Source organism: Ruegeria sp. BC8, assembly GCF_056535705.1.
In genome coordinates this window covers 1,378,197-1,401,365 of record NZ_JBQFIV010000001.1, presented here as the reverse complement: position 1 = coordinate 1,401,365, position 23,169 = coordinate 1,378,197, and the positions used below count along the sequence as shown (strand labels likewise).

The window sequence follows — 23,169 nt, the reverse complement described above, 5'->3', positions numbered from 1 at the left end:
GCCAGCAAATAGCGGGTTCCTGTTCGCTGCGCGCTCTTGACCCTTTCCCAAATCGCCCGGTTGCCCTAAAAGGCCCGCAATCCCGGCCACCTTGGAAACAGGACACACGATGCAAGAGCCCGCCATCACACCGGATCTGATTGCCGCACACGGGTTGAAACCCGAAGAATACGACATGATCCTCGAGATTATCGGGCGCGAGCCGACCTTTACCGAGCTGGGGATTTTCTCGGCCATGTGGAACGAGCACTGTTCCTACAAATCCTCGAAGAAATGGCTGCGCACGCTGCCCACCTCGGGCCCTCAGGTGATCTGTGGTCCGGGTGAAAACGCCGGTGTGGTCGATATCGGCGACGGGCAGGCCGTGGTCTTCAAAATGGAAAGCCACAACCACCCGTCGTACATCGAACCCTATCAAGGGGCGGCAACCGGCGTGGGCGGCATCCTGCGCGACGTGTTCACCATGGGCGCGAGGCCCATCGCGGCAATGAACGCGCTGTCCTTCGGCGAACCCGACCACCCCAAGACTCGCCAGCTGGTCAACGGCGTGGTCGAAGGTATCGGTGGCTACGGCAACTGTTTCGGCGTGCCGACCGTGGGCGGTGAAGTTCGGTTCCACCCGGCCTACAACGGCAACTGCCTCGTGAACGCCTTTGCCGCCGGGCTGGCCGATGCCGACAAGATTTTCTACTCGGCCGCGTCGGGCGTGGGCATGCCCGTTGTCTATCTGGGCGCCAAGACCGGCCGCGACGGCGTGGGCGGTGCCACGATGGCCTCGGCGGAATTCGACGACACGATCGAGGAAAAGCGCCCAACCGTGCAGGTCGGTGACCCCTTCACCGAAAAACGCCTGATGGAGGCGACGCTGGAACTGATGCAGACCGGCGCCGTGATCTCGATTCAGGACATGGGCGCGGCAGGGCTGACCTGCTCCGCCGTCGAGATGGGCGACAAGGGCGGGCTGGGTGTCCGGCTGGACCTGGAAAACGTGCCCCAGCGCGAAGAGAACATGACAGCCTACGAGATGATGCTGTCCGAGTCCCAGGAACGCATGCTGATGGTGCTGAAACCCGAGCTTGAGGCCGAAGCCCGCGCCGTGTTCGAGAAATGGGATCTGGATTTCGCCATCGTCGGTGAGACCATCGCCGAAGACCGGTTCCTGATCATGCACAACGGCGAAATCAAGGCCGACCTGCCGCTGTCGAAACTGGCGTCAACGGCACCGGAATACGACCGCCCTTGGGTCCCCACCCCGGCGGCCGAAGATCTGGGCGAGGTGCCGCAGATCGACCCGATCGACGGGCTGCGGGCGCTGATCTCGTCGCCCAACTATGCCTGCAAGCATTGGGTCTATGAGCAATACGACACGATGGTGATGGCTGACACGGCGCGCACGCCAGGTGTTGGAGCAGGCATGGTGCGCGTACATGGCACCGACAAGGTGCTGGCCTTCACGTCGGACGTGACCCCACGATACGTGCGCGCCAACCCCGAGGAAGGCGGCAAGCAGGCCGTGGCCGAAGCCTATCGCAACCTGACCGCCGTTGGTGCCAAACCGCTGGCCACCACTGACAACCTGAATTTCGGCAACCCCGAAAAGCCCGAGATCATGGGCCAGTTCGTCGGTGCCATCCAAGGCATCGGCGCCGCCGTGGCCGCGCTGGATATGCCGATCGTCTCGGGCAACGTGTCGCTCTACAACGAAACCGACGGTCAGGCGATCCTGCCCACACCGACTATCGGTGCCGTCGGCCTTTTGGATCACGCCGACGACATCATCGGCACCGAGGTTCGCGAAGGGCATGTGGCGCTGGTGATCGGTGAAACCAAAGGGCATCTGGGCCAATCCGCCCTGCTGGCCGAGGTCTTCAACCGCGAAGACGGCGACGCCCCGCATGTGGATCTGGATGCTGAAAAGCGCAGCGGCGACTTCATCCGGGCCAATCGCGAGATGATCAAGGCCTGTACTGACCTGAGCGATGGCGGCATTGCACTGGCAGCCTTCGAACTGGCCGAAGCCGCGGGCGTGGGTGTGCATCTTGATGACGCCCCGACCGAGTTCCTGTTTGGTGAGGATCAGGGCCGTTACCTGGTGGCCTGCAATTTCGATCAGGCCGAAGCGCTGATGATTGCGGCGGGCCAGGCGGGCGTGCCGCTGGTTTCGGTCGGTCGCTTTACCGGAGAAACCGTGCGGATCGGAGCGTCCGAAGCTCCTCTGAGTGAACTCTCAGCGCTATATCGCAGCAGTTTTGCCGAGGCGGTAGACGGTTAAGTGAACCTTCGGGATAGGCGGTAGCACGCATATGAATCCTCTTCTGTTTTGTCACTATGGAAACTCATTCTATCTGCGTCACACATTACGATGTGCTCGGATTACGAATCCTGAACGACGACTTATCTTGTTGGGCGATGACAGTAATCGAGCAATAGCCGAACAAGAAGGCTGGCAGCACTTTAACTACCTTGATTTTCGAAGTGATTTGCACGACGAATTCGAACGCGTTTTTTGTCCCGTTCAAGGCGACGAACACCGCAGAAATCTTCAGTTCCGCGGCGGAAAAGACTGGTTGCGCTTTGTTTTTGAACGCTGGTTTCATATACACGGGTTCGCTCAATCGCAAAACATCGAACGGTTTTGGCATTTTGATAGCGACACAATGATTTTGAAGGATCTAGAACGCTACGAAGAATTGCTTGAGCGCTATGACTATACCACTCAATGCAACGCAACTTGCCTAAACGGTTACATCAAACGCGCGTTGCTTGCTGAATACAACGCCCACACGATTAGTCTTTTCAAAAACAAAGATTTCTTAGAACGTCAGCAAATTGAGTTTGACAGCATTAACCCGACATACGCTTTCACGGAAATGCGTGCGTTCTCCGAATTCGCACGAGAAACGCAGGCCAAAGGTGTGCATCTGATGAGTTTCTCGTCTGAAGAAGTCTTTGATGACGCGCTGAGGCAGTCGCACGGATTTGACGTTTGTTTCTATGATGGTGACAAATTCGTAAAGGACATCCGCGTGGTTGACGGAAATATTTCTGGAGTTTGCAATCAAAAGAATATTTCATTCGTAACACTGAATATGAGCTGGCTTCCAGCTATTGCATACAAATGGGTATTTCGCGCTTTGAAAGGTTCGCAAGTACCGCTGGCGACACCTTTGAGTTCATCAATTCGTAGGAAGCTAGGATTTTAGCAGATACACAAGGCTAATCCTTGCGCGGGCTTCGGCATCGCTCTACATCTTTGAAAAGACCTTCAGGAGTATCCTAAATGCCAATGAGCGCCCACGAAATCGAACATCTGCTGCGCGACGCCTTTCCGAATGCGGAAATCCAGGTCGGCGGCACCGATGGCGTACACATGTCCGCCATGGTCGTGGACGAAAGCTTTCGCGGGAAGAACAGGGTCCAGCAGCAGCGCGCGGTCTATGCTGCACTCAAGGGCAAGATGGACGGCCCGGATGGCGAGCTGCACGCGCTGGCGTTGACCACGAAAGTACCCGAGTGATGAGGCTGGCGGCGGCCAGTGCCATGCTCACTCTGGTAATGGCACGCGCTGCCTTGTGCATTCCGAAGGCATCCGACAATTCGGTCACGTGACATGATCGGTTGGGTCGTCTGGATCGGAATATGTGTCGGCGGGCTGGTAGTTGCCGCGGCTCTGCTCGAAGCCTATCTAAAACGGAGCAGAACAAGATGATTGTCGGATATGCGCCCCGACCCCAACGCTTTGAAACGCAGACCGTGGGAAGCCGACGGCGTGACAAAGGCCAATGTAATCGACGAGGTTCATGCGATGAACCAGCGTACTGAACCAAGAAACTGGTGGCGCAGCCGCCGATCGGAATGACCGCCCGACAGACGGACGAACGTAAACAAGGAAACGCGAAATGACCGACGTTAAGACCCAGATCGACGAGACCGTCAAAAGCAACGATGTGGTGCTGTACATGAAAGGCACCAAAGAAATGCCGCAGTGCGGATTTTCATCTCGGGTGGCCGGTGTTCTGAACTATATGGGTGTCGAATACACCGACGTGAACGTTCTGGCGGACGAGGAAATCCGCCAGGGCATCAAGGACTATTCGGACTGGCCGACCGTGCCTCAACTCTACGTCAAAGGCGAATTTGTGGGTGGTTGTGATATCATCACGGAAATGACCCTGTCAGGAGAGCTGGATACGCTGTTCGATGAAAACGGTGTCGCCTACAACAAGGAAGCCGCCGACAAAATCCGCGAGGCAAACGCCTGATCAGCCGCTCAGCGGCTGACACAGTCTTTCAAAATATCGGTTTCGTCGGTGGCTCCGGCCGCCGCGAAACTGACCATCGCGTTCCAGCCTTTCGACCGCAGGGTATACGTCCCCTGCCCGTTCACCGACTCGTAACGGATACCCGAGCCGCTCTGGACCTGGCGCAACGCAATCAACTGACCATCGACGATCATAGCCGCAGCCCCTTCGCCGTCGGAGGGGTTGAAGTATGTCACGGGCAGCTCAACGCCATTTTCGCAGGTGAAGGTCACCGATAGGATGTCAATCTGTGCCAATGCAGGGCCCGAGAACGACCCGACCAACGCCGCCAGGCACAAAGTCCGCAAATGTGTCATCTCGCGTTCTTCTCTTCGATCACCGAGGCCAGCGCCTCGGCTCGTGCCGCCATCTCTGCAAGTGTGTCGGTAACCGACGGCGGGACAACGGCCACTTCGATCCGTTCTGGTTCTGGCGCGGGCGCACTGCGCATACGCTCCAATTCGCCTTCAACCTCGGCCAGCTTCGCCTCGAGTGTTTTGATGCGATCCTCGGTAGCCGCCGCCTTGTCGGCCAGCATTAGCCCCGCCATCAACAGCATCCGCGACTCGGGCATACGGCCAATCTGGTCGGCCATCACCTGGGCCTCATCGTCCAGCATCTTCGCGGCTGCGTGCAGAAACGGTTCCTCGCCGTCCTGGCAGGAAACCTCAAATCCGCGCCCGCCAATATGAATTGTAACCTCGGGCATTACTCTACCTCTCCTTCGGCCAGGTTGGCGTGGGTCAGCAAAGGCTCAAGCCGCGCCAGAACCGCATGAGCTTCGGCCGCGTCGGTGGCGCGGGCGGCCCGGGTGGCCTCCAGTTCGGCCACGGTTGCCTTGTTCAAAAGCTCGGCATCGGGAACGCCGCCCTCAGCAGCCTTGCGCAACTCGTCGACCGCTTCGCGCAATTGGTCATTTGCCTTGCGCAAGCGCTGCAGGTCGTCATCAAGCCGCGACATGGCTGCGCCGTGGCTGGCGCGTTCGGCCCGCAGCATTTCCAGTTCGGCATTCAATTCGGGGATACGCTCTGAATCCTCCAGCTGCCGCCGCAATTCGGAGATCTCGGCCTTCAGCGCTGCAACTTCGTCCTGATTTTCCAGCGCGGCCTTGGCTTCGGACAGTTCGGCACGCGCGGCCTCGACGGTGGCCAGTTTGGCATTGGACTCGCCCAACTGGGCGCGCAAAGCGTCGATTTCCTGATCATGCCGCTCTTTCAGAGACTTCAGGCGCTCTTCCAATTGCGCATTAGCCAGCTTTTCCTCATCCAGGGCGGCGCGCAATTGTCCATCTTCGCTGCCCGCGACCGGACCCGCCGATTGCAGCGCCTCGATCCCGGTGCCAATCCGATCCATCGCGGCCATGATGCGTCGCTGTAAGTCTTCGATCTGGCTCATTGCCCCTGTCACCTCTTTACCAAGGTTCGTTCTGTTTTTCCGATGGCCGAATCAATACGGCTCGTACCGGTACTTAGTCTAACGGAATGTTCGCCAAAATACCCACTCTTTGCTTTCAAAGGCTTGAGCAACACTCTTGAAGCGATGGCAATGCGCCGCGCCGGGTTCCGCTTGCACTTTGGGGGGTGGATGGTATTCAGCCCGCAATCTGCCGTAATCCAAAGGAACAACACCCGTGGACCTGACTGCGCTGCGCAATGCCAACCCTGAACACTGGGCGAAGGCTGCGGCCATTCGCACCCTGACCCTTGATGCTGTCGCCGCCGCCAATTCCGGCCATTCCGGAATGCCGATGGGCATGGCCGACGTCGCGACCGTGTTGTTTGAAAAACACCTGAAATTCGACGCCTCGGCCCCAAACTGGCCCGACCGCGACCGGTTCATCCTGTCGGCCGGCCATGGCTCGATGCTGATCTATTCCCTGCTCTACCTGACGGGCTACAGCGCAGTTACTCTGGACGAGATCAAGAACTTCCGCCAACTGGGCGCGAAGACCGCCGGCCACCCGGAAAACTTCCTGATTGATGGTGTTGAAACCACCACCGGTCCTCTTGGGCAAGGAATTGCCAACGCCGTCGGTTTTGCGATGGCCGAAGAAATCCAGCGGGCCCATTACGGCAAAAAGGTTGTCGACCACTACACCTATGTGATCGCCGGTGACGGCTGCCTGATGGAAGGTGTCAGCCAGGAGGCCATCACCCTGGCCGGTCGGCACGAGCTCAGCAAGCTGATCGTGTTCTGGGACAACAACAACATCACCATCGACGGCACCGTGGACATTGCCGACCGTACTGATCAGGTGCGCCGGTTCGCCGCTTCGGGCTGGCATGTGATCGAGATTGACGGCCACGACCCCAAGGCCATCGATGCGGCGATTGTGCAGGCAAAAGCGTCGAAGAAACCGACCATGATCGCCTGCGAAAGCCACATCGCGCTGGGGCATGCCGCGCAGGATACCTCGAAAGGTCACGGCGCATTGACGGATGCCGAACAGCTGCAGGCCGCCAAGGATGCATATGGTTGGCCGCACGGACCGTTCGAAATTCCGACCGAGGTGAAATCCGCGTGGGAAGCAATCGGCGCGCGTGGCGCAATGGAACGGAAAGCGTGGGAAGAACGTTTTGCCCAACTGTCCGAGCGCAAGCAGGCCGAGTTCAACCGCGCTTATGCTTTCGAGGCGCCGAAGAAGCTGGCTGGCGCCATCCGTGCCTTCAAAAAGCAGGTTTCCGAGGATCAACCCAAGCTGGCCACCCGCGCCTCGTCGGAAAAGGTGCTGAACGTCGTGAACCCGATCATGACCGAGACGGTCGGCGGTTCGGCGGACCTGACCGGGTCGAACAACACCAAATCAGCCGATATGGGCGTGTTCCTGCCGGAAAACCGCAAAGGCCGCTATATCCACTACGGCATCCGCGAACATGGCATGGCCGCGGCGATGAACGGCATGGCGCTGCATGGTGGCATCCGGCCCTATGGCGGTACCTTCATGGCCTTCACCGACTATGCGCGCCCGTCGATGCGTCTGGCCGCGCTGATGAAGATCCCCAGCGTTTTCGTGATGACCCATGACTCGATCGGTTTGGGCGAAGACGGCCCGACGCACCAACCGGTCGAGCATCTGGCGATCTCGCGCGCGACGCCGAACACCTATGTGTTCCGCCCCGCCGACACCGTCGAAACCGCCGAGGCTTGGGAACTGGCGCTGACCTTCAAGGAGAGCCCCTCGGTTCTGTCGCTGACCCGCCAGGGCGTGCCGACCGTGCGCACCCAGCACAAGGCCAAGAACCTGACCGCCCAGGGCGCCTATGTTCTGGCCGAAGCCGAGGGCAAGCGTCAGGCGATCCTGATCGCCACCGGGTCCGAGGTGTCGCTGGCCATGGAGGCCAAGGCGATGCTCGAGGCCGAAGGGATCGGCACCCGCGTCGTTTCGATGCCCTGCATGGAGCTGTTTGCCGAGCAGGACGAAGCCTATCGCAAGAAGGTCCTGCCCGCCGGCTCCGTCCGCGTCGGTATCGAGGCCGCCGTCCGTGCCGGCGGCTGGGACCGCTGGCTGCTGGGCGAGCGTGGCCGCGAGGCCAAGGCCGGTTTCATCGGCATGTCGAGCTTTGGCGCGTCCGCTCCCGCAGGCGAACTGTACAAGCATTTCGGCATCACCGCCGAGGCGACGGTTGCCAAGGTCAAGGAATTACTGGGCTGATCCAGCCGATCCGAGCAATCAAAGGGCGGCCATCGTGCCGCCCTTTTCTTTTGGGCCTCAATGGTCGGCTGTCTGCTCTGCCTTTTTGGGCCACAGCGGTGCGATGACCTTGGTCGCCAACGGGATCAGAACGAACCCCCAGGCCAGCCCGAACACGCCGTCCATCGCAGCCTTGCTGATCCACTCCACCGCGCCGGCCCATTGATCGGACACGGCATGACCGGCCGCATAAGCCCAATCGTGGATGTGGTGGCCGAGCCAGCCAAAGCCCAGCACCTCGAGTCCATGGATCATGATCGAGCCGCCAACCCACAGCATCGCCGCCGTGCCCACGACCGACAGTGTCTTCATGACCTTTGGCATCGCCTTGACCAGCCCGCGACCCAGCCCGCGGCCAATCGGTGTCGGCGCGTTCTTTGCCAGATAAAGACCGACATCGTCCATTTTTACGATCAACGCGACCGAGCCATAGACGGCAACCGTGACACCGATCCCCACAACCGCCAGCGTCGCCGCCTGCATCCAGACATTCGGCGCCTCGATGGCAGAAAGAGCGATGGTCATGATCTCGGCCGACAGGATGAAATCTGTCTTGATCGCGCCCTTGATCTTCTGCTCCTCCAGATGACCCGGATCGCGCACACTCATGTCTTCTTCGATCACGTGGCTGCCATGCGGGAACAGCACGTGAAAAATCTTCTCGGCGCCCTCGAAACACAGGTATGACCCGCCGATCATCAGCAAGGGCGTTATCAGCCACGGCGCGAAGTTCGCCAGCAACAGCGCCACAGGCAGCAGCAGAATGACCTTGTTGAACATCGACCCGCGCGCGATGCGCCAAATGATCGGCAACTCGCGCGCTGGAGCAAACCCTTGGACGTATTTCGGCGTAACGGCCGCGTCATCGATGATCACACCGGCGGTCTTGGCCCCCGCCTTGCCGGCAGCCGCCGCAACATCGTCGACCGAGGCCGCCGCCACCTTGGCGATTCCCGCCACATCGTCCAACAGGGCCAGCAAACCGCTCATGCCGCATCCTTTCCGTTCATCCGTCGCACTTTGGACCCTAACCGATCCGACAGCTAGCGCAAGCGTTAGCGCAACCACACCAAGTTTGCGCTAACACATTGCAAATATGGTATTTTCCATCTTTTTAGATGGACCGATCATCGCTATATCGCCCGGAACACAAGCGGATTTGGAGACGTCACATGACCATCAAGGTCGGCATCAATGGTTTTGGCCGCATCGGCCGCTGTACCCTGTCGCACATCGCCGCGTCAGGCCGCAACGATATCGAAGTGATCAAGGTCAACGCCACGGGACCGCTTGAAACCTCGGCGCATCTGCTGAAATACGACAGCATCCACGGCCGCTTTCCACGCGATGTCTCGATCAGCGGCAACACGATGGACCTGGGTCGCGGGCCTATGCAGATGTTTTCGACCTACGACATGAACGAGCTGGACTGGGAAGGCTGTGACGTCGTTCTGGAATGCACCGGCAAGTTCAACGACGGGCTGAAGGCGAAAACACACCTTGAACGTGGCGCTCAAAAGGTTCTGCTGTCGGCTCCGGGCAAGAACGTGGACAAAACGATCGTGTTCGGCGTCAACCACAACAGCCTGACCGCCAACGACAGGATGGTGTCGAATGGCTCGTGCACCACGAATTGCCTTGCCCCGCTTGCCAAGGTTCTGGACGAAGGCATCGGCATCGAAAACGGCATCATGACCACGATCCACGCCTATACCGGCGACCAGCCCACGCTGGATCGCCGCCACAGCGACCTGTACCGCGCCCGCGCCGCCGCCATGTCGATGATCCCCACCAGCACCGGTGCCGCCAAGGCGCTGGGCGAGGTTCTGCCGAACCTCAAGGGGCGCCTGGACGGTTCGGCCATTCGCGTGCCCACGCCGAACGTGTCCGCCGTCGACCTGACCTTCCGCGCCGCGCGCGAAGTGACCGTCGAAGAAGTCAACGCCATCGTCGCCGAGGCCGCCAAGGGGCCGATGCAGCGCGTCCTGGGCTATGAACCCGCCCCCCTGGTGTCGACCGATTTCAACCACACCGAGGAAAGCTCGATCTTCGCGCCCGACCAGACCCGCGTCGTGGACGGCCGTATGGTTCGCGTGCTGGCGTGGTACGACAACGAATGGGGCTTCTCAGTACGCATGGCCGATGTGGCCGTCGCCATGGGACGGCTTAACTGATCTCATCAAGACCGCTTGAACCGCGTCGCCCGCTCAGGTTATCTGGGCGGGCTTTTTTGTTCGGAGCAGCAATGACAAACCAAATCGCGATCTGGCTGGGAGTCCTCATCCTTGGTGGTCTGATGCTGGATTTCGCGCTGTTTGGAACCGAGCACCTCCTGTTCCTCGGCAAGAAGTTCTACGACTTTCTCGACTGGGTCGCGTTCTGGCGCTGACAGAGGTTTTGCTTGACATTTTCGCCTGACTGCCTTTGTTAGCGCTAACTGATTTCAATCGCGGCTTAGCGGCCATTCAGACGGAGCGCGACATGACACTCAAACTTGCAATCAACGGATTTGGACGGATCGGGCGCGGTGTCCTTCGCGGCCTGATGGAAAGCGGTCGTACGGATGTGCAGATCGTCGCGATCAACGACCTCGCCAAGCCTGAAATGAATGCGCATTTGTTTGAGTTCGACAGCGTGCATGGCCGCTACACCAAGCCGGTCACCCTGACCGAGGCCGGGCTGGACGTAGGCGCCGGCCCGATCCGGTTGACCAGCGAGCGCGACCCCGAGGCGCTTGATTGGTCGGACGTCGACGTGGTTCTGGAATGCACCGGGGTGTTCCGCACGCGCGAAGCTGCATCTCGCCATTTCAAGAACGGCGCGAAAAAGGTTCTGATCTCGGCGCCGGCGCGCGGGGATGGCGAGGTTAAAACCGTGGTGTTCGGCGTGAACGACCACGAGCTGACCGCCGCCGACACCGTGGTTTCCAACGCATCCTGCACCACCAACTGCCTGTCGCCGGTCGCTGCCGCGCTGGATGCGGGCCTTGGTATCGTGCACGGCAACATGACCACGGTGCACGCCTATACCGCCAGCCAGCCGGTGCATGACACCGCCGGCAAGGACCCGTACCTGTCGCGCGCGGCTGCCCTGTCAATGATCCCGACCACCACTGGCGCCGCCTCGGCCGTGGGGCTGGTTCTACCGCAACTGCAGGGCAAGCTGACCGGTCAGGCGATCCGGGTTCCCACTCCGAACGTCTCGGTCGTCGATCTGGTGGTCGAGGTATCGCGCCCCACCACCGAAGACGAGGTCAACGCCCTGTTCACCGAGGCCGCGGCCAAGATCCCGACGGTTCTGGCTGCGGAAACCCGCCCGTTGATCTCGATCGACTTCAACCACGATTCCCACAGCTCGACCGTATCGCTGGCCGAAACCAAAGTGACCGACGGCACGCTGGTCCGCGTTCTGGCCTGGTACGACAACGAGTGGGGATTCTCGAACCGGATGCTGGACACCGCTGCCGCGATGGGCGCCCTAGCCTAACCGCTCTTTCAGCGCGATATTGACTTGGGGCGTGACGAATTTCGACACGTCCCCACCCAGCCGGGCGATTTCCTTGACCAGTTTCGAGGCAATCGCCTGGTGTCGGGCTTCGGCCATCAGAAACACGGTCTCGATCGAATCGTCGAGCGCCCGGTTCATCCCAACCATCTGAAATTCATATTCGAAATCGGCAACAGCACGCAGGCCGCGTACGATGATCTGCGCCCCTACGTCCCGAGCGCAGTCTATCAGCAGGTTTTCGAACGGATGCGCAACAATTTCAGTGCCGGTCTGTTCGGTCAGGTAGGCGCATTCCGCCTCGATCATGGCCACCCGCTCTTCCAGCGAGAACAACGGACCCTTGTCGCGGTTGATAGCGACGCCGATCACCAGCTTGTCGACCAGCATGGCTGCCCGGCGGATGATATCGATATGACCCATGGTGATGGGGTCAAAGGTTCCCGGATATAATCCAACCCGCATCGCGCCCTCCTGAGCAAGAAAATTTCTGCGCAAGCAAACACAAGTTTTTCGCAGCTGCAAGAGGCCGCAATGTCGTCAGACGGGACTAGTGCCCCATGATCATGCCCTGCAGGGCATCTTTTTCCATGGCCAGTTCGGACAATTGCGCTTTTACGACGTCGCCCAGAGTGACGATCCCAATCAGTTTGCCATCTTCGACAATCGGCATGTGGCGGAACCGACCTTCGGTCATGCGAGCGAGAACGTCCTGCACCTTGTCCTGTTGGGTGGCGGTCACCAGTTTCTTAGTCATGTAGGCGCTGACCGGCTGTGTCAGGCACCCGCTGCCACTGGCGGCCAATTCCCGCACGATATCGCGTTCCGAGAGGATGCCGGCTGCGGTTTCGCCATCGTCCTCCGATACGATCACCGTACCAATGCGCTTATCGGCCAGAATCTTTGCCGCGTCGGACACGGTCATCGAAGGCGCCACCGTCACAACCCCGTCCGTCGACTTGGACTTCAGAATGGCCTGTACAAGCATGGGCAATACCTCCGAAATAATTTTCCCGTTTTCCAAAGCGTTGCCCGATTAGATCAACCTGTCAAGCTTGGGCTTCGGCTTCCAGCCGCGCAACTTCGTCGCGAATTCCCCGGCTGAGCGCTTCTGCAAATCGGTTCAACCGTTCGTTGCGTTGATCACCCTGATGGCGAACCAGGTGAAAGCTGCGCGTCAGACTGACTTGATCCGTCAGAATTTTTTTCAGCTGAGGATGGAACGGCAACGTGAAGTCATGCGCGATACATACCCCGGTACCCAGCGAGGCTTGCCGCAACTGCACCGAGACCGAGTTCGATGCAAGTGGGACACGATCAATACCCAGATCGTTGAGATAATCGAGCTCGCGGTCGAAGATCATGTCCGGGATATAACCGATCATGCGGTGACCCTTCAGCTCACTGACCGAGCGAATGGGTCCATGCCGCGAAAGGTAGCCGGCTGTTGCCACCATATGCAGCCTGTAGTCGCTGATCTTTTGCACCAGCAGCTTGCCGGCCGTCGGGGCGCTGACGGTGATGGCCATATCCGCCTCGCGGCGCGACAGGTTGATGATCCGCGGCAAGGCCAGGATCTGTATGTCCAGGTCGGGATTCGAGTCGCTGATTTTGGCGCAGACTTGTGGCAGCAGATAGTTGGCGCTTCCGTCCGGAGCACCGATCCGGATTTGACCACTCAGCGACTTGGTCGCGCCTTCCATCGCGCCAGCCGCTGCGCGCATCGCCTCTTCAGCGCCTTGAGCGTGCTCGAACAGTCGCTCTCCGGCCGAGGTCAGTACGTAGCCCTGCGGTGACTTCGTGAAAAGCGGCGCTTTCAGTGCTGCTTCCAACCGGGAAACCCGCCGCCCGACTGTCGCCGGATCGATCTTTAATAACCGCCCCGCCGAAGACAGGCTTTCCTCGCGCGCAACCGCGAGGAATACGCGCATGTCATCCCAGTTCGGATCCATCCCCACCCCTGCATTTTTGCAAAACTCTTTTGAGATATTGCCTCTGTTCATGAGATTTATGCAAGCCTATGCTGCGCGCAAATTCAGCGGAGGAGTTTGCGATGCAAGACCTGACCCATTTCATCAACGGCGAATACACGCCCGGCACATCCGGTCGATTTGACGACGTCTACAACCCCGCCACCGGCGAAGTTCAGTACAGATGCCCGATGGCCAGTGCCGCCGAGACCACGGCCGCCATCGAACACGCCGCCGCAGCCCAGCCTGCCTGGGGTGCAACCAACCCGCAAAAGCGCGCCCGCGTCATGATGCAGATGGTTCAGCTGATGAACCGCGACATGGACAAACTGGCCGAAGCACTGAGCCGCGAGCACGGCAAGACCCTGCCCGATGCCAAGGGCGATCTGCAGCGCGGGCTCGAGGTGATCGAATACTGCATCGGCGCCCCGCAGATGCTGAAGGGTGAGTTTACCGACAGCGCAGGCCCCGGCATCGACATGTATTCCATGCGCCAGCCGCTGGGTGTTGTCGCCGCCATCATGCCGTTCAACTTCCCGGCCATGATGCCCCTGTGGCATGTCGGCCCGGCGCTGGCCTGCGGCAACGCTGTGGTGCTGAAACCCTCGGAACGTGATCCATCGGTGCCGCTGATGCTGGCCGAACTTTTCGTCGAGGCCGGTCTGCCCAAAGGCGTGTTCCAGGTTGTCAACGGCGACAAGGAAGCCGTGGATACCCTGCTGGACAGCGAGATCATTCAGGGTGTTTCCTTCGTCGGATCGACCCCGATCGCGCAGTACATCTATGCCCGCGCCACAGCGAACGGCAAACGCGCCCAGTGCTTTGGTGGGGCCAAGAACCACATGATCGTTATGCCTGACGCCGACCTGGACCAGGCCGCCGACGCGCTGGTGGGCGCCGGTTTCGGCGCTGCCGGCGAACGCTGCATGGCCGTTTCGGTGGCCGTTCCGGTGGGCGAGGAAACCGCCGACGCGCTGATTGAAAAGCTAGTGCCGCGCATCGAAAAACTGAAGGTCGGACCCTATACCGCAGGCGATGACGTCGATATGGGGCCGGTCGTGACCGCCGCCGCCAAAGAACGCATCCTGGGCCTGATCAACTCGGGCGTGGAACAGGGCGCGAAACTGGTCGTCGACAACCGCGACTTCAAGCTGCAGGGCTATGAAGACGGTTTCTTTGTCGGCCCCCACCTGTTCGACCATGTCACCCCCGACATGGACATCTACAAGCAGGAGATCTTCGGCCCCGTTCTGTCCACCGTCCGCGCCGGATCGTACGAAGAGGCGCTGAAGCTGGCGATGGACCATGAATACGGCAACGGCACCGCGATCTTCACCCGCGACGGCGACACCGCCCGTGATTTCGCCAGCCGGGTCAATATCGGCATGGTTGGTATAAACGTCCCGATCCCGGTGCCGCTGGCCTATCACACCTTCGGCGGCTGGAAGAAATCCATGTTCGGAGACCTGAACCAGCACGGCCCCGACAGCTTCAAGTTCTACACCCGCACCAAGACCGTGACGTCGCGCTGGCCGTCGGGCATCAAAGAAGGTGGCGAGTTCAACTTCAAAGCGATGGACTAACACCCTGACTTAAAGATCAAAGGCCGCCCAAAATTGGGGCGGCCTTTTTGCCCGCAGGCAAACCCAATCCGCCAACCGTCACCTTGTGCAGCTTCTGCTTGGCAAAAAACTGCGCAAGCCGGACTGCGTTCACGAGAATTTCAGCACCGACCTCTGGCTTCACCTCTCTGCCCGGCATAAATTGGCCGAAAATTCGAGCAGTCAGTCGCCAGGAGGCCATCGTGACAACCAGAATTTCCCGCCGCTCGGCCCTTTTGGGGGTAGCATCCGTATTGGCGTCGCCGACCTTGTTGCGGGCGCAGAGCCAGGACGCCTTCCCTCAAAGCGAGGAGGCGATCAGCACTCAGCTTCCCGTTCGCCGCAACGTATCGTCCTTTTCCAAGCAGGACTGGCAGGATCACTTCGATGAACTGGGCGTGGGCTGCTTGCTGGCTGACATCACCAGCCGGGCGGTGCATTACTGGGGTCCTGACGGTACCTACAAACTGTACCCCAGCTCGGTTCCCATGAGCGAAGAGCTGACCAAGCGCGGCTACACCGAAGTCGTGCGCAAAGCGGAAAATCCCAGCTGGACGCCGACCGCATCGATGCGCGAGCGCGATCCCAACCTGCCGATCCGCATGGAAGGTGGAGATCCGGGCAACCCACTTGGCACCCGCGCCATGTACCTGTCCTGGCCGGCTTACCTGGTGCATGGCACACATGACACCCGCAAGATCGGACGCCAAAGTTCATCCGGGTGCATCGGGTTGTACAACCAGCATGTCGAGGAACTGTATCCTCTGGTCCAGATCGGAACAAAAGTCAGACTGCTTTGAAACGACAAAGCCCCGGCCGATCGACCGGGGCTTTGATTTTGTGGCGAGTGTCTTGATTACTCGGGGATCAGAACAGTGTCGACGACGTGGATGACGCCGTTGCTTGCCTCGATGTCGGCCTGAACGACATTCGCTCCGTCGACCTTGACGCCGTTCTTGGCATTGACGCTCAGACGTTCGCCCTGAACGGTCAGAACCTTGGCCCGCTTACCAGCGATGTCACCCGACATCACTTTAGCCGGCACAACGTGATAGGTCAGGATGGCGACCAGCTGATCCTTGTTTTCGGGCATCAGCAGCGTCTCGACTGTACCCTCGGGCAGAGCGGCGAACGCTTCATCGGTGGGCGCGAACACCGTGTAGGGGCCTTTGCCCTTCAGCGTGTCCACCAGACCGGCGGCCTGAACAGCGGCAACCAGCGTGTTGAACGACCCGGCCGAAACTGCGGTGTCCACGATGTCTGCGGCTTGGGCTTTCATCGGCAGTGCGAGTGCGACGGCGGCTGCGGCACCCATGAATGTACGACGGAACATGTTTAGTCTCCTCTCCAGCGTGATATGGAAAGGGGTACGCGCGCTTTCAAAAAGCGGATCACGAAAAAATCTGCTTTACCGCTTCTGAACCCAAATACTCTGCGCGCGGCCTTCAGTCAGAAAAGGCAACGCTTCGACGGCATCGGGGCGCGCCTGCTGAAGGTAAAAACCGGGCCAAAGCATTGAAAAAGAACCAGATTGCAGCAAAGCGTGCAGCATGTACTGCTCGCCCCAACCCGGGCAGTCATAGAAAAACCGCTTGGGATATTCATAGGGCAAAAAAACATCGTGGACATGGATCACGACGCCCGATTTCAGGTTCGGGATGATGCGGCAGAACAGATGCGCTACGTCATTGCTCATGCGCACGACATGGCTCGAGTCGATGAACAGAACGTCTCCGGCCTCCAGCTGATCGAACACGGATGCGTCCACCTCTTCCAGTCGTTTCTGTTCGAATTGATCAACAACATGCGCGATGTCTGCGCGCGGATACGGGTCGATCGCCGTGATCCGCGTTTCCAAGCCGCCGTCTAGAACGGCTTGCCGGGTCACTCGGGTGGAGTTTCCACATCCGACCTCGACGACGCGTTTCGGCTTGAACCGCCGGATCATCAAGTACAGAGCGTCGGCGTCCGGACTGTCGTAGTACCCGTTGCCGATCCGGTAGCCGGTCTGGTTCCGCTCAGGATCCTTCAAAGCAGCCAGTGCTTCGGCATGTACCGTATATTCGGAGACCAGTTCAGCAATATCGAACCCTTCCATCCCGGGTGACAGGGCATAGGCCGGTCGGGTCAGGCCGCCTGCCCGCTCGAATGCTTCAAGCCGTGCCCGCTCATCCCGCTCGGGGGCCTTGTCGATCAACCGTGTGCCGAACCTGTCCAAGAATGCATTGAGCTTCGGGAATTTCCTGGGTTTCACGACATACGGCTCCGATTATCTGTCTGGCTTCTGCGGTGCTTACCGTCGGCACACGGGTCAGCGCAAGGTCGATGGCGCCATAGCCTTGGCAAAAGAGCGGATTCCGTATTCACTGATCCCAAAAGGGAACGGGAGGCCCGCACATGCAGCAGGATTTCACGATCGGCATCGAAGAGGAATACCTGCTGGTCGATCGCGACAGTTTGCAACTGGCGCAGGCGCCCGAGGCATTGATGCAGGCCTGCCAGGCGGATTTTGAGGGCCAGGTCAGCCCGGAATTCCTGCAATGCCAGATCGAGGTTGGAACCCGCCCGCATACGACGGTCAAATCTGCGCGTGAGGACCTCAGGCGGCTGCGGTCCTGTGTCGCCAAGCGCGCCGCCGAGCACAACCTCTCGCCCATCGCTGTATCCTGCCACCCGTTTGCGGATTGGAAAGACCAGCACCACACGCGAAAAGAGCGGTATGACAACCTGCAACACGCGCTGGGGGGTGTCGCCCGGCGCATGCTGATCTGCGGAATGCATGTGCATGTCGGCGTGGACGATCCCGCGCAGCGCGCCGATATCCTGCCGCAACTGTGTTATTTTCTGCCCCACCTCCTGGCGCTTTCAACCTCATCACCATTCTGGAACGGACAGGATACCGGGTTGTCCTCGTATCGCCTGACGGTATTCGACAACCTGCCCCGCACCGGCTTGCCCCCTGTTTTTGGCAGCTGGTCCGAATACGAGCGCACCACCGGTGTCCTGGTCGAATTGGGCGTAATCGAGGATACCTCGAAAATCTGGTGGGACCTTCGACCGTCGCACAGCTATCCGACGCTCGAGACGCGGATCATGGATGTGCAGCCTCGCATGGAACATGCGCTGTCGCTGGCGGCCATGGTGCAGGCACTGACCCGAATGCTCTGCCGTCTGAAAGACCGCAACCTGCGATGGCGGCAATATGATCGGTTCCTGATCGGCGAAAACCGTTGGCGCGCGCAGCGCTACGGCGTGGGCGAAGGTCTGATCGACTTCGGAGACCGCTCGATCAAACCGATGCCCGACCTGATGGGCGAGTTGATGGGCATGTTGGCCGAAGATGCCGAAGCATTGGGCACCATGGCCGAGTTGGCCCGTTTGCGTCAGATCGCCGAGAGCGGCACCTCGGCCACGCGACAGCGTCGCGTTCACGCCGAAGCGCTGGCCAATGGCGACGATCCAGGCCAGGCCGTGGTCCGACACCTGATCGACGAATTCCACGCTGATCTGTGACGCTCATACCGCATTCAGGATCTGTCTGATCCGGTCGGCAACGGGCTCGTACAGGCTGCGGGCTTTCCAATACCCATTGTGCGAAAACGGATTCCATCCGGTGAGGACATTCCCGACCCGAATGGCCTGATCGGTGATCTCACCCGTCCCGACAAGCTGCCCATAGCTGGGCGCGATCGGCCCCAGGGGGAAGCCAAGAACGTCGTGCTTGTCATAATAGTTCTGCCACCAGTTATGGAATTGCAGGGTCAGTGGCAATTCCTGGTTGGGGCGTTGGATCGGCGTGATGTCCTGTTCGGGATAGGCGAACAGAAAAATCGGGATGTTGCAGCCAAACGTGACCAGCCCGGCCACCGTCTGCATGTCCTCCACCGGAACGCCGTGCTGCGGCAATCCACCGTGGCGCAGATGGCGCTGGAGGTCGTAGATGTAGTTCGACATAATGTGCCCACCCAAGGAATGAGCGACGATCAGGATGGGGGCGCGCTCGCCGATCTGAAACCGGACGATACGTATCACCTGCGCAACTCGTTCATGGATCGCGGCATAGGTTTTGTCGCTGCCGTCGGGGGTCGGGCGATAGGATGCCGCGTCAGACAGGTTGCATACAACGAAACGGCGCGTGCGGTCATAGCCCGTATAGGGGCTTATGCTGTTCAGATAGTCCATCTGCCGGCCCTGCAGGATTTGCGCCCAGATCACCTCGTGCCAGGCAACCTTGCTCATGTCCTGGCCCAACTGCCGCCCCACCCGATCGTGCAAGTCGCTCGAAAACGTCGGCACCGAGGACGGCTGGTTCGGTCCGACCGACTGGCTGCCCATTCCGTGTATCGCAACCACGGCCATCTTGTAATTCGACATCCACAACTCCGATCAATCACCAAAACGAATGGCTCAGCATAACCGCCTTTTGGCAATCGCCCAAATCCGGCGCATGTGCATCACGGGGTTTGCTCCGCGTGAAAAATTTCTGTAAGGATTGCGCAATAAATAAACAGTCGTTCAATTCACGTCGCCACAAGGGGGAGACCGGCCATGGATTTCGCGCTGACCGAGGAACAGACGGCCATTTTCGATATGGCCTACGCGTTCGGGCAAGAACAGATCGCACCTTTCGCCCGCCAGTGGGAGGCCGAGGGCACCATCCCCAAGGATCTGTGGCCCAAGGTCGGTGAACTGGGCTTTGGCGGACTGTACGTGTCCGAAGAAAGCGGCGGCTCGGGCTTGACCCGTCTCGACGCCACGCTGGTATTTGAGGCACTGTCGATGGCCTGCCCCTCGGTCGCGGCCTTTCTGTCGATCCACAACATGTGCGCCAAGATGTTGGACAGCTTTGCCAGCGATGAATTGAAATCACGCATCATGCCCGACGTTCTCAGCCTGAACACGGTGCTCAGCTATTGTCTGACCGAGCCGGGCTCGGGTTCCGACGCGGCGGCGCTCAAGACGCGGGCCGAGCGCACCAACGAAGGCTATACACTGAACGGCACCAAAGCCTTCATCTCGGGCGGCGGCTATTCCGATGCCTATGTATGCATGGTTCGCACCGGCGGCGACGGGCCCAAGGGGATTTCGACCGTCTATGTCGAGGACGGCACGCCGGGTCTCAGCTTTGGGGCGCTGGAACAAAAGATGGGCTGGAAAAGCCAGCCCACCGCGCAGGTCCAGTTTGACGACTGCAAAATCCCGGCCGAAAACCTTGTGGGAACAGAGGGCGACGGGTTCAAATACGCGATGATGGGGTTGGACGGCGGGCGACTGAACATCGCCTCATGCTCGCTGGGTGCGGCGCAGGCGGGGCTGGACATGACGCTGCAGTACATGTCCGAGCGGAAGGCCTTCGGCCAGACCATCGACCAGTTCCAAGCCCTGCAATTCCGGCTGGCCGACATGGAGATCGAACTGCAGGCCGCCCGCACCTTCCTGCGTCAGGCCGCATGGAAGCTGGATCAGGGCACGCCCGACGCCACCAAATTCTGCGCGATGGCCAAGAAGTTCGTGACCGAGACCGGATCGAAAGTGGTCGATCAGTGCCTGCAGTTGCATGGCGGTTACGGCTATCTGGCCGATTACGGCATCGAAAAGCTTGTGCGCGATCTGCGGGTGCATCAAATTCTGGAAGGCACGAACGAGATCATGCGCGTGATCGTCGCCCGCCAACTGCTCGCCCATCGCTGAGGTTTCCATGTCCGATATCGACATCCGCACCACGGGCCGCGCCGGCCGGATCACCCTGACCCGGCCCAAGGCCCTGAATGCGCTGAGCTACGAGATGTGCATGGCCATCGACACCGCCCTGCGCAACTGGCGCGAGGATGAAGAGGTCGATCTGGTCATCCTGGACGCCGAGGGCGAAAAGGCCTTTTGCGCGGGCGGTGATATTGCCGAGTTGTATGATACTGGCACCCGAGGCGACTATGCCTATGGGCAGAAATTCTGGCGGGACGAATACCGCCTGAACGCGATGATCTTCGAATATCCCAAGCCGGTGGTCAGCTTCCTGCAGGGCTTTACCATGGGCGGCGGCGTGGGCATTGGCTGTCACGGCACGCACCGGATCGTCGGCGAAAGCTCGAAAATCGCGATGCCCGAATGCTCGATCGGGCTGGTGCCGGATGTGGGTGGGTCGCTGCTGCTGGCGCTGGCGCCGGGGCGGCTGGGCGAATATCTGGGCGTCACCGGCGCGCGCATGGGTCCGGGCGACGCGATCTATGCCGGGTTCGCCGACCACTTCATCCCGCAGGACCACTGGCCCGACATGATCGAGATGCTCGAGGCCTCGGGCAAGGCCGACCTACTGGCCGAACACGCCGCCCCTGCCCCGAACCGCACCCTGCCGCAGGACGAGATTGACCGTTTCTTCAGTGGTGAAACCTTGGGCGACGTTCTGACAGACCTGCGCAATGCCGACACCGAATTCACGCGCGGCGCGCTCGAGGCGATGGGCCGCAATTCGCCGCTGTCGATGGCCTGCGCGATCGAGATGCTGCACCGCCTGCGCGGACCCGCCCTGACCATGCGCAAGGCGCTGGAGCTGGAATACCGCTTTACCTTCCGGTCGATGGAGCATGGCGACTTTCTCGAAGGTATCCGGGCGCAGATCATCGACAAGGACCGCAACCCGAGATGGCAGTTTGCGGACATGAACGTACCGGCCACGGCGGTATCACGGATGCTGATGCCGCTGGGCGCGGACACGCTGACATTCGAGGAGGAGTGAAACATGAAGATCGGATTCATTGGCCTGGGCAACATGGGCGCGCCGATGGCGGCCAATCTGGCCAAGGCCGGTCACGACGTGACTGGGTTCGACACCGCGGGCGTGTCGGTCGAAGGCGTGACCAAGGCCGAAACGGCCACTGATGCGGTCGGTGGGGCCGAGGCGGTCATCACCATGCTGCCCAATGGCGACATCCTGCGCGCGGTGGCCGATCAGATCATTCCGCACATGGAGAAAGGCGCGGTGTTCATCGACTGCTCGACCGTCGATGTGGACAGCGCCCGCGCCGTGGCGGAGCAGGCCGAACAGGCCGGGCTTCTGGCCGTGGACGCGCCCGTTTCGGGGGGAATCGGTGGCGCGGCCGCGGGCACGCTGACCTTCATGGCCGGCGGCTCGGACACGGCCTTTGCCAAGGCGGCCCCGCTGTTCGACATCATGGGCCAGAAGGCGGTGCATTGCGGCGCGGCGGGCGCCGGTCAGGCCGCCAAGATCTGCAACAACATGATCCTGGGTGTCACCATGATCGCCACTTGCGAGGCCTTTGCCTTGGCCGACAAGCTCGGTCTGGACCGGCAGAAGATGTTCGACGTGGTCAGCACCTCGTCGGGCTACAGCTGGAGCATGAACGCCTATTGCCCCGCCCCCGGTGTCGGGCCGCAGTCACCTGCGGACAACGGCTACAAGCCCGGTTTCGCTGCCGAGCTGATGCTCAAGGACCTGCGGCTCAGCCAGCAGGCCGCCGAAAGCGCCGACGCCGACACGCCGATGGGCCAGATCGCCACTGCGCTTTACGAACAGTTCGTCGAAGCCGAAGACGGCAAGGGCATGGACTTCTCGGCCATGCTGCCCCGGTTCGAAAAGCGCGGCCGCAGCTGAGCTTGGGCGGCATTTCGCCGCCCAGGGCTTGCACTTCGGGCGGTCATTCCAAAATATCGGGAAACGCGGCATGACGGCGCGACGAACCGAGGGAACCGCCCATGAAGACACTTATGCATATTGCACTGCTTGCCGGCCTGTCACTGACCCCGGTCGCGACACTGGCTGACAACAGCAAAGGCAAAGGAAAGACCAAGGACACGTTCTCGGTCGAACGTGTGGCCCCGCAGAAGGGCGCAAAATCCGTTGCCAATTGCCCGCCCGGGTTGGCCAAGAAGGCCGTGCCCTGCGTCCCGCCCGGTCAGGCCAAGAACTGGTACAAGGTCGGAGACCGGATTGATCGCGACTATGTCTGGATCGACGATCCGTACCGCTATGGCCTGAAACGTGGCGGCAACTACGTTCGCGCGGGCGACTACGTCTACAGAATCGACCCCGATACGCGCAAAGTGCTGAACCTTATCGGCGCGGTGGCGGATATTCTGTACTGACG

The 23,169-nt window shown here is 60.3% G+C and carries 26 protein-coding genes; 15 read left to right on the top strand and 11 right to left on the bottom strand.

Annotated features, from left to right (window positions below; translation table 11 throughout):
* Window positions 1-109: 109 nt before the first annotated feature.
* The 4 genes from purL to grxD all read left to right on the top strand — a co-directional run bounded on the left by purL (window position 110) and on the right by grxD (window position 4,262).
* Complete coding sequence (gene purL, locus ACR3EK_RS07115) at window positions 110-2,272, top strand: phosphoribosylformylglycinamidine synthase subunit PurL (protein ID WP_480633030.1); 2,163 nt, start codon at window positions 110-112, stop codon at window positions 2,270-2,272.
* A 127-nt stretch (window positions 2,273-2,399) separates the two neighbouring features.
* Window positions 2,400-3,203 (top strand): hypothetical protein, encoded by an 804-nt coding sequence (locus ACR3EK_RS07110; protein ID WP_480633029.1) that lies wholly within the window; start codon window positions 2,400-2,402, stop codon window positions 3,201-3,203.
* Between the two features lie 77 nt (window positions 3,204-3,280).
* Window positions 3,281-3,517, top strand: a complete 237-nt coding sequence (locus ACR3EK_RS07105; protein ID WP_480633028.1) for a BolA/IbaG family iron-sulfur metabolism protein — start codon at window positions 3,281-3,283, stop codon at window positions 3,515-3,517.
* Window positions 3,518-3,899: 382 nt separating this feature from the next.
* Window positions 3,900-4,262 carry a Grx4 family monothiol glutaredoxin gene (gene grxD / locus ACR3EK_RS07100; RefSeq protein WP_170338767.1) on the top strand — a complete coding sequence of 121 codons (363 nt, stop codon included), beginning with the start codon at window positions 3,900-3,902 and terminating at the stop codon, window positions 4,260-4,262.
* A gap of 8 nt (window positions 4,263-4,270) precedes the next feature.
* Here the strand turns inward: grxD and ACR3EK_RS07095 are convergent, their stop codons facing one another.
* Genes ACR3EK_RS07095 through ACR3EK_RS07085 form a run of 3 tightly spaced genes read right to left on the bottom strand, consistent with a single transcriptional unit; the run spans window position 4,271 to window position 5,696 of the window.
* On the bottom strand, window positions 4,271-4,618 hold the full coding sequence (locus ACR3EK_RS07095; RefSeq protein WP_170523890.1) for an MliC family protein: 348 nt from the start codon (window positions 4,616-4,618) through the stop codon (window positions 4,271-4,273).
* Complete coding sequence (locus tag ACR3EK_RS07090) at window positions 4,615-5,010, bottom strand: cell division protein ZapA (RefSeq protein ID WP_170339348.1); 396 nt, start codon at window positions 5,008-5,010, stop codon at window positions 4,615-4,617. Before ACR3EK_RS07090 ends, ACR3EK_RS07095 begins: the two co-directional genes overlap by 4 nt.
* Window positions 5,010-5,696, bottom strand: a complete 687-nt coding sequence (locus ACR3EK_RS07085) for a hypothetical protein (protein WP_170357683.1) — start codon at window positions 5,694-5,696, stop codon at window positions 5,010-5,012. Before ACR3EK_RS07085 ends, ACR3EK_RS07090 begins: the two co-directional genes overlap by 1 nt.
* 235 nt (window positions 5,697-5,931) lie before the next feature.
* On the opposite strand from ACR3EK_RS07085, the gene tkt reads away from it, so the two are divergent.
* On the top strand, window positions 5,932-7,953 hold the full coding sequence (tkt, locus tag ACR3EK_RS07080) for a transketolase (protein WP_480633027.1): 2,022 nt from the start codon (window positions 5,932-5,934) through the stop codon (window positions 7,951-7,953).
* A 57-nt stretch (window positions 7,954-8,010) separates the two neighbouring features.
* Here the strand turns inward: tkt and ACR3EK_RS07075 are convergent, their stop codons facing one another.
* Window positions 8,011-8,982, bottom strand: coding sequence for a DUF808 domain-containing protein (locus ACR3EK_RS07075; RefSeq protein WP_170439347.1), 972 nt, complete (start codon window positions 8,980-8,982; stop codon window positions 8,011-8,013).
* Between the two features lie 182 nt (window positions 8,983-9,164).
* Here ACR3EK_RS07075 and gap (ACR3EK_RS07070) point away from each other — a divergent pair, with 182 nt between their 5' ends.
* The 3 genes from gap (ACR3EK_RS07070) (at window position 9,165) to gap (ACR3EK_RS07060) (ending at window position 11,478) form a co-directional block, all read left to right on the top strand.
* A complete protein-coding gene (gene gap, locus ACR3EK_RS07070) occupies window positions 9,165-10,166 on the top strand; it encodes a type I glyceraldehyde-3-phosphate dehydrogenase (protein ID WP_170595089.1) in 1,002 nt (333 codons plus the stop codon).
* Between the two features lie 71 nt (window positions 10,167-10,237).
* Window positions 10,238-10,381, top strand: a complete 144-nt coding sequence (locus ACR3EK_RS07065; protein WP_170338780.1) for a hypothetical protein — start codon at window positions 10,238-10,240, stop codon at window positions 10,379-10,381.
* 92 nt (window positions 10,382-10,473) lie between these two features.
* Window positions 10,474-11,478 (top strand): type I glyceraldehyde-3-phosphate dehydrogenase, encoded by a 1,005-nt coding sequence (gap, locus tag ACR3EK_RS07060; RefSeq protein WP_170357677.1) that lies wholly within the window; start codon window positions 10,474-10,476, stop codon window positions 11,476-11,478.
* Here gap (ACR3EK_RS07060) and coaD read toward each other — a convergent pair.
* The 3 genes from coaD to ACR3EK_RS07045 all read right to left on the bottom strand — a co-directional run bounded on the left by coaD (window position 11,470) and on the right by ACR3EK_RS07045 (window position 13,448).
* Entirely contained in the window at window positions 11,470-11,961 is a 492-nt protein-coding gene (coaD, locus tag ACR3EK_RS07055; protein WP_093961954.1) for a pantetheine-phosphate adenylyltransferase, read from the bottom strand. The two genes, gap (ACR3EK_RS07060) and coaD, sit on opposite strands and share 9 nt — an antisense overlap.
* A gap of 85 nt (window positions 11,962-12,046) precedes the next feature.
* Window positions 12,047-12,484 carry a CBS domain-containing protein gene (locus tag ACR3EK_RS07050; protein WP_093961953.1) on the bottom strand — a complete coding sequence of 146 codons (438 nt, stop codon included), beginning with the start codon at window positions 12,482-12,484 and terminating at the stop codon, window positions 12,047-12,049.
* Between the two features lie 61 nt (window positions 12,485-12,545).
* The gene (locus ACR3EK_RS07045; RefSeq protein ID WP_480633026.1) at window positions 12,546-13,448 is read right to left on the bottom strand and encodes a LysR family transcriptional regulator; all 903 of its coding nucleotides are present in this window, start codon (window positions 13,446-13,448) and stop codon (window positions 12,546-12,548) included.
* 101 nt (window positions 13,449-13,549) lie between these two features.
* Between ACR3EK_RS07045 and ACR3EK_RS07040 the strand changes: the two genes are divergently transcribed.
* Window positions 13,550-15,049 (top strand): CoA-acylating methylmalonate-semialdehyde dehydrogenase, encoded by a 1,500-nt coding sequence (locus ACR3EK_RS07040; RefSeq protein ID WP_480633025.1) that lies wholly within the window; start codon window positions 13,550-13,552, stop codon window positions 15,047-15,049.
* 16 nt (window positions 15,050-15,065) lie between these two features.
* Here ACR3EK_RS07040 and ACR3EK_RS07035 read toward each other — a convergent pair whose 3' ends face one another.
* Entirely contained in the window at window positions 15,066-15,269 is a 204-nt protein-coding gene (locus ACR3EK_RS07035; protein WP_170356934.1) for a hypothetical protein, read from the bottom strand.
* A 1-nt stretch (window position 15,270) separates the two neighbouring features.
* Between ACR3EK_RS07035 and ACR3EK_RS07030 the strand changes: the two genes are divergently transcribed.
* Window positions 15,271-15,867, top strand: coding sequence for a L,D-transpeptidase (locus ACR3EK_RS07030; protein WP_409233613.1), 597 nt, complete (start codon window positions 15,271-15,273; stop codon window positions 15,865-15,867).
* 56 nt (window positions 15,868-15,923) lie between these two features.
* Here ACR3EK_RS07030 and ACR3EK_RS07025 read toward each other — a convergent pair whose 3' ends face one another.
* Both ACR3EK_RS07025 and ACR3EK_RS07020 read right to left on the bottom strand, forming a co-directional pair.
* A complete protein-coding gene (locus ACR3EK_RS07025; protein ID WP_170338788.1) occupies window positions 15,924-16,400 on the bottom strand; it encodes a fasciclin domain-containing protein in 477 nt (158 codons plus the stop codon).
* Between the two features lie 75 nt (window positions 16,401-16,475).
* Window positions 16,476-17,321, bottom strand: a complete 846-nt coding sequence (locus ACR3EK_RS07020; protein WP_480633024.1) for a class I SAM-dependent methyltransferase — start codon at window positions 17,319-17,321, stop codon at window positions 16,476-16,478.
* Between the two features lie 143 nt (window positions 17,322-17,464).
* On the opposite strand from ACR3EK_RS07020, the gene ACR3EK_RS07015 reads away from it, so the two are divergent.
* A complete protein-coding gene (locus ACR3EK_RS07015; RefSeq protein ID WP_170339368.1) occupies window positions 17,465-18,580 on the top strand; it encodes a carboxylate-amine ligase in 1,116 nt (371 codons plus the stop codon).
* Between the two features lie 3 nt (window positions 18,581-18,583).
* Here the strand turns inward: ACR3EK_RS07015 and ACR3EK_RS07010 are convergent, their stop codons facing one another.
* Window positions 18,584-19,441 carry a hypothetical protein gene (locus ACR3EK_RS07010; RefSeq protein WP_480633023.1) on the bottom strand — a complete coding sequence of 286 codons (858 nt, stop codon included), beginning with the start codon at window positions 19,439-19,441 and terminating at the stop codon, window positions 18,584-18,586.
* Between the two features lie 174 nt (window positions 19,442-19,615).
* Between ACR3EK_RS07010 and ACR3EK_RS07005 the strand changes: the two genes are divergently transcribed.
* From ACR3EK_RS07005 to ACR3EK_RS06990, 4 genes are all read left to right on the top strand, one after another.
* Window positions 19,616-20,758, top strand: coding sequence for an acyl-CoA dehydrogenase family protein (locus tag ACR3EK_RS07005; protein WP_170528437.1), 1,143 nt, complete (start codon window positions 19,616-19,618; stop codon window positions 20,756-20,758).
* Window positions 20,759-20,765: 7 nt separating this feature from the next.
* A complete protein-coding gene (locus ACR3EK_RS07000; RefSeq protein WP_480633022.1) occupies window positions 20,766-21,800 on the top strand; it encodes an enoyl-CoA hydratase/isomerase family protein in 1,035 nt (344 codons plus the stop codon).
* 3 nt (window positions 21,801-21,803) lie between these two features.
* On the top strand, window positions 21,804-22,676 hold the full coding sequence (gene mmsB / locus ACR3EK_RS06995; RefSeq protein WP_480633021.1) for a 3-hydroxyisobutyrate dehydrogenase: 873 nt from the start codon (window positions 21,804-21,806) through the stop codon (window positions 22,674-22,676).
* Between the two features lie 101 nt (window positions 22,677-22,777).
* Entirely contained in the window at window positions 22,778-23,167 is a 390-nt protein-coding gene (locus ACR3EK_RS06990; protein ID WP_170371138.1) for a hypothetical protein, read from the top strand.
* Window positions 23,168-23,169 lie beyond the last annotated feature (2 nt).